Origin of the sequence: Pedobacter sp., from assembly GCF_035566355.1 — a bacterium.
In the GTDB taxonomy this organism is placed as follows: domain Bacteria; phylum Bacteroidota; class Bacteroidia; order Sphingobacteriales; family Sphingobacteriaceae; genus Pedobacter.
This window is the reverse complement of record NZ_DATMRL010000483.1, coordinates 1-4,644: the sequence shown is the minus strand read 5'-3', so window position 1 is coordinate 4,644 and position 4,644 is coordinate 1. Positions and strand designations below refer to the sequence as shown.

The following is a 4,644-nucleotide window of genomic DNA, read 5'->3' as shown; positions in this document are numbered from 1 at the left end:
ATCTTTCTGCCCATGTAATTGATGGGTAAAGGGGCATGTTGTTTTTTCATTCTGCTCAGTTCCCGCTGGAAATAGCCTGGATCATATGTGGCCTTGGAAGTGGCATCTACATAATTGGTCTTGGTACTGTCGAGACGCAGGTAGGTTTCTATTTTTGTTCCGGTGGTATCGGTTAGGATGACAGGGACAGTGCTGCTGGAAGTGATCATGTTGAGTACCTCAGCATACAGGGCATCTTCAAAGATCTGGGAGGATTTTTCGGTTCCTTTGACCCAAAGCTCAAATTGTATTCTTTCTTCCCGTTCCATTTTTTTAACGAAAAAATCGCTGTAAAAAACGGATGCTGCACCGATTACTGCTGCAAAGGCAAGTAAGAATAATTTCCAGCGACGTTTTTTTTCGTAAGGGTTCATAAAATGTGGAGGCAAATTACAAAATAGCATTCAATAACGCATCAATAGAACGGTAACAGTGTAAAAAATATATATTTGCAGGTAAGATTATGGAAAAGAAAGTTAGAGTAAGATTTGCTCCAAGTCCGACAGGAGGACTGCATTTGGGTGGTGTACGTACCGCATTGTTTAACTATTTATTTGCCAAACAGCATGGCGGAACCTTTGTTTTGCGTGTAGAAGATACAGACCAGACCCGTTTTGTGGCGGGAGCTGAAGAATATATTGTTTCCTGCCTGGAGTGGTGCGGCATGTCTCCTGATGAGAGCCCTCAAAAAGAAGGTGCATTTGGTCCGTATCGTCAGAGTGAACGCAAAGCGAGCTATAAACAATATGCAGACCAGCTTATTGCAGATGGCTATGCTTATTATGCTTTTGATACCCCGGAAGAACTGGATGCAAAACGGAAAGAATTTCCTAATTTTTTATATGGACAGTCTACACGCATGCAGATGCGAAACTCACTGACTTTACCTGCAGACGAGGTAGAGGCTTTGCTGGAAAAACGGACGCCTTTTGTTGTCAGAATTAAAATGCCGGAAAACGAACAGGTTTCCTTTATTGATCTGATTCGGGGACATGTGAGTTTTGATACCAATCTGGTGGATGATAAAGTGCTTTTAAAAGCGGATGGAATGCCAACGTATCACCTGGCTGTTGTTGCAGATGACAAGGCTATGGAGATTAGTCATATTTTTAGAGGTGAAGAATGGCTGCCATCAGCGCCAATTCATATTTTGCTCTGGAGATATCTGGGCTGGGAAGACGAAATGCCACAATGGGTGCACCTTCCGCTCATTTTAAAGCCAGATGGAAACGGAAAGCTAAGTAAGCGTGATGGCGACAGGCTAGGATTTCCTGTGTATGCCCAAAACTGGACGGATCCTAAAACCGGAGATCTGACCGCAGGGTTTAAAGAGCTCGGTTTTATGCCTGAGGCCTTCGTAAATCTGCTGGCGATGCTGGGATGGAATGATGGAACAGACCAGGAAATTTTTACTATGGATGAGCTGATCGAAAAGTTTTCTGTAGAAAGGATCAGTAAGGCTGGAGCGAAATTTGATTTCGAAAAAGCTAAATGGTATAATCATGAATGGATCAAGCATGCCGAAGCCAAAAAAATCGCTCCTGTTATAAAAAATGAGTTATTGAAAAGTGGCTTGGCATCTGTTGAAGATCTTTATCTGGATAAAGTAATTGATCTGGTCAAAGACCGTTGTCATCTTTTGACAGATTTTATCACACAAAGCCGTTATTTTTTTGTTTCTCCTGAAACCTATGATCTGGCTGCGGTAAAACCGAAGTGGACAGTAGAGAAGGGCGCCTTTTTTGAGGCTTTTATGGCTGTTTTAAAAGATGGGTTAAGTGCGGTGGAGCTGGAAGAAGAGTTTAAGGCTCTAACGGTAACACACAACCTTAAGCCAGGTGAACTGATGCTCCCATTCCGGATTATGCTGGTTGGAGGAAAATTTGGTCCGGGTGTATTTGATATAGCAGTATTACTTGGTGCTTCAGAAACGGCAGACAGAATTAGAAAGGCTTTATTGGCGTTTAACTAAATTAAATTGATATGCAATGGTTCGGTAAAGGTAGTGGTAATATCGAAGACAGGAGGGGTGGAAAGGGAGGCCCTGTTCTGGGCGGAGGAATTGGTCTTCTTGTGATCATTGTTGGCCTCTTTTTTGGAAAAGATCTTACGGGTCTGGTGAGTCAGATTCCTGCAGGAACTACCCAGCAAGAGGCTAAAAAGGGTGACCCTACAGATGCAGAGGGTAAATTTGTTGACGGTGTGCTGGAATCCACCAATCAGGTGTGGGAACAGCAGTTTGCTGCAATGAACAAAACCTACGAAAAGCCCGCACTGGTTTTGTTTGATAATATGGTGCAGTCTGCCTGCGGGAATGCCAGTTCAGCGGTAGGACCTTTTTATTGTCCTGGAGATCATAAGGTCTATATCGACCTGAGCTTTTATCAGGAACTGAAAGATCGCTTTGGAGCTGCGGGTGATTTTGCCCAGGCCTATGTGATTGCTCACGAGGTTGGACATCATGTACAGAATCTTTTAGGGATCTCTGCGAAAATGGAGCGCTACCGTAGTCAGCTCAGCGAAAAAGAGTACAACAGGATGTCGGTTAAACTGGAGCTTCAGGCCGATTTTCTCGCCGGGATGTGGGCAAGGCATGCGCAGGATCTGAAGGATTTTCGCCTGGACCCTGGAGATATTGAGGAAGCGATGAATGCAGCTAATGCAATTGGGGATGATAAACTTCAGCAGCAAGGGCAGGGACAGGTTGTTCCCGATGCCTTTACACACGGAACATCTGCTCAAAGGGTATATTGGTTTAAAAAAGGATTTGACACTGGTGACATTAATCAGGGGGATACTTTTAATGCCAGGCAACTTTAACCGATAGATAAGCCTGCTATACCCAAATTCAACAATATAGGTTGAAAGCATACATTATTCTTTAAAGTTGTATATATTAGAAATATTTTAAACGGCTGATTCCAGAAAAAGCGAAGCTGGTAAGTCCTATTTACCTTAAATAATGATCCTAATTGTAGACGATACACCAGAAAATCTTATTTCTTTAAAAAAAGTTCTCGAAGCACATAATTTTGAGGTAGATACAGCATCATCCGGAGAAGAAGCATTAAAAAAGGTTCTCCGGAATGAATATGTTTTGATTATTCTGGATGTTCAGATGCCGGGAATGGATGGCTTTGAAGTTGCGGAAGCGATTTCAGGTTATAGTAAGGCCAGAGAAACAGCGATTATTTTTCTCTCTGCAGCCAATACGGAACTTCGTTTTATTACCAAAGGGTATTCTTCAGGAGGTCTGGACTATATTACGAAACCGGTGGATATGGATGTGTTGCTGCTGAAGGTGAAGACATTTTATCGAATTTACGAACAAAGCCGGAAATTGATCGAGATTCAGAAAGCGTTGCTGGATGAAATTGAATTTAGAAAGAAGGCCGAAAATAAAAAAGATGAATTTATCAGTATTGCCAGTCATGAACTCAAAACCCCATTAACCAGTGTAAAGGGATATATGCAACTGCTGGACAGAAGTATTGACAAGGGCGACGTGACGACGGTTAAGAGGCATTTGCAAAAAGCGCAGACTCAACTGGAAAAATTAAATGAATTGATTGCTGATTTGCTCGACATCTCTAAAATAGAGAGCGGGAAGCTTGAATTCAACAAGAAGGATTTTATGATGGATGAATTACTGGACGGAGTGATCGAGATTATTCAGCAATCTAATCCTGAGTTTAAGATCATAAAGAATGGATCTGCATCTGTACCGGTATATGGTGATGAGATGAGAATAGAGCAGGTGATCATTAACTTTATGACTAATGCGATAAAATATTCTCCCGGCACCAGCGAAATCCAGATTAATTTACGAAATGAAAATGGGCGGTTGTATCTTGGTGTACGGGATTTTGGTATTGGCATAGATGAAAAGCAGCAGCAGAGTGTCTTCGATAAATTTTTTCGGGTAGAAGAGACAGCAATTCAATTTCAGGGATTAGGGATCGGCCTTTACATTTCTGCAGAGATCATTAGGAGGCATGGTGGTGAGGTGGGTGTAAAAAGTACTCCGGGTGAAGGCTCTGAATTCTATTTTTATATTCCATTAACATCCGAGACAGAATAATTTTATGAAGAAAACGATAAAAAATAACCTCAGAATCGGTCTAGGGCTATCTTTACTGGTGCTTTTCGTTAGTTCCTCTGCGTCCTATTTCAGCATCAGGAACCTGATCAGAAATTCTGAACTTGTTGCACATAGCAACGATGTCATTTCTAATCTCGATAACATAATATCTACTCTCAAGGATGCAGAAACAGGGCAAAGAGGATATTTGTTGACGGGGGAGAAAGTTTTTCTTGAACCTTATACAGGCGCGAAAACTGCTGCACTGGATCTGGTTAATGAGGTGATGGGCCAAACAAGGGACAATGATTTTCAGCAAAAAAACATTAAAAGGCTACAGGATAACATTGAGCACAGGATGGACATCCTGGATAAGACCATATCGATAAAAAACCGTGGCGGAAGTGTAAGCATGATAGAGCTTTTGAATGGGAAGCTCTATATGGACAATGCCAGGGCTCTGATCAAAACCATGCAGGTTGAGGAGAAAAGATTGCTGGAAGAACGTACGGCCAATCTGAATA

Annotated in this window: 4 protein-coding genes and 1 pseudogene; 4 read left to right on the top strand and 1 reads right to left on the bottom strand. The window is 42.1% G+C overall.

All coding sequences use genetic code 11. The features are described 5' to 3' along the window. Nucleotides 1-413: pseudogene (locus tag VNZ46_RS18875) on the bottom strand (sensor histidine kinase); the annotation flags it as partial. An 89-nt stretch (nucleotides 414-502) separates the two neighbouring features. On the opposite strand from VNZ46_RS18875, the gene gltX reads away from it, so the two are divergent. From gltX to VNZ46_RS18855, 4 genes are all read left to right on the top strand, one after another. Next, nucleotides 503-2,011 carry a glutamate--tRNA ligase gene (gene gltX, locus VNZ46_RS18870; protein WP_325561572.1) on the top strand — a complete coding sequence of 503 codons (1,509 nt, stop codon included), beginning with the start codon at nucleotides 503-505 and terminating at the stop codon, nucleotides 2,009-2,011. Nucleotides 2,012-2,022: 11 nt separating this feature from the next. After that, nucleotides 2,023-2,859 carry a KPN_02809 family neutral zinc metallopeptidase gene (gene ypfJ, locus VNZ46_RS18865; protein ID WP_199077379.1) on the top strand — a complete coding sequence of 279 codons (837 nt, stop codon included), beginning with the start codon at nucleotides 2,023-2,025 and terminating at the stop codon, nucleotides 2,857-2,859. A 142-nt stretch (nucleotides 2,860-3,001) separates the two neighbouring features. Next, complete coding sequence (locus VNZ46_RS18860) at nucleotides 3,002-4,120, top strand: hybrid sensor histidine kinase/response regulator (protein ID WP_199077381.1); 1,119 nt, start codon at nucleotides 3,002-3,004, stop codon at nucleotides 4,118-4,120. 4 nt (nucleotides 4,121-4,124) lie between these two features. Then, a partial coding sequence (locus VNZ46_RS18855; protein ID WP_325561571.1) for a CHASE3 domain-containing protein occupies nucleotides 4,125-4,644 on the top strand: 520 nt, incomplete at its 3' end.

Excerpts from the sequence above, each read along its gene's own strand:
- gltX (WP_325561572.1), top strand. The coding sequence starts at position 503 with ATGGAAAAGAAAGTTAGAGTAAGATTTGCTCCAAGTCCGACAGGAGGA.
- ypfJ (WP_199077379.1), top strand. The coding sequence starts at position 2,023 with ATGCAATGGTTCGGTAAAGGTAGTGGTAATATCGAAGACAGGAGGGGT.
- VNZ46_RS18860 (WP_199077381.1), top strand. The coding sequence starts at position 3,002 with ATGATCCTAATTGTAGACGATACACCAGAAAATCTTATTTCTTTAAAA.